1 protein-coding gene and 1 pseudogene are annotated in these 858 nt (G+C 40.0%); both read left to right on the top strand.

Annotation, left to right across the window (positions count from 1 at the left end; genetic code table 11):
* Window positions 1-62: 62 nt before the first annotated feature.
* Complete coding sequence (locus SCJ97_11595; GenBank protein ID MDW7740671.1) at window positions 63-812, top strand: DUF1670 domain-containing protein; 750 nt, start codon at window positions 63-65, stop codon at window positions 810-812.
* Window positions 784-858: pseudogene (locus SCJ97_11590) on the top strand (ribosomal protein S19 family protein). The gene SCJ97_11595 and the pseudogene SCJ97_11590 overlap by 29 nt, the downstream one beginning before the upstream one ends.

Genomic DNA, 858 nt, shown 5'->3' with positions numbered 1-858 from the left:
TGCGGCTGTGCCCGGCTTTCCCATCTCGATTAAACTGTGCTTGATTTTTAAAGCCTGGTTGTATGCTTCTACAAGATCCTCAACTTCAGAAAAGTATGAAAACTGTATTGTGCTCAAGATTTATTTCGGAATATGGATTCTTAGGTGGTAGAGAGGTTATAGAATTAATCGTCAATGATCTGATCAAGATTGTTGGTGAACATCAGTTGCCTCTGAGTAGAGTCAAGAAAGGGCAGATCCTCTGGCAAGCAGTTGCTAAAGATGAAACCAGTTCATATGGAAAGTCGATGAGTGATACCAGAACTATTCCGGTTATTCTTACATTGGTCAGCGATGAAGAGATCAATATGCGAATAAATGGAAGTTCAATTACTCAGATACGAAAGAATGTAACTGAACGAATCATGAAAGAAGCAGATGAACAGAGGGGAACCTTGAGCCAGCCTGATATTGCTTTACTTCTTGCAATCTCAAGAGCATCTGTTGGCAAGTATATTCAGGATATACAGAATGAAAAGGGAATTAGTCTGCCGTATCGTGGAACTATTCATGATATGGGACCAACTGTTACACATAAGAGGGAGATTGTCAGATTGAAACTTTCTAAGATGTCTACTCCTGAGATTGCCAGGAGAACTAATCATAGTGAAGAAGCAGTCGATCGATATATCAATGATTTTGAACGTGTGACGAGGATTTCAGAGATTTTCAAGACGGAGGATATTGCTTTTGTTACGAATTTGAGTGTTTCTCTGGTTAATGAATATCTTGATCTGAAGAAGTCGACGTCATGTTCCAGTCTATATAAGTGAAGATATGGTTGGACACAAACTGGGCGAATTCGCCCCAACCCGAACC

The sequence above is a fragment of the Bacillota bacterium genome (genome assembly GCA_033549065.1).
Taxonomy (GTDB): domain Bacteria; phylum Bacillota; class Dethiobacteria; order DTU022; family DTU022; genus JAWSUE01.
Note: the sequence above shows the minus strand (reverse complement) of the source record. Positions and strands in the feature narration are given on the sequence as shown.

Bases quoted from the DNA above. Each gene is read 5' to 3' on its own strand.
- SCJ97_11595 (MDW7740671.1), top strand. From the start codon at position 63: ATGCTTCTACAAGATCCTCAACTTCAGAAAAGTATGAAAACTGTATTG.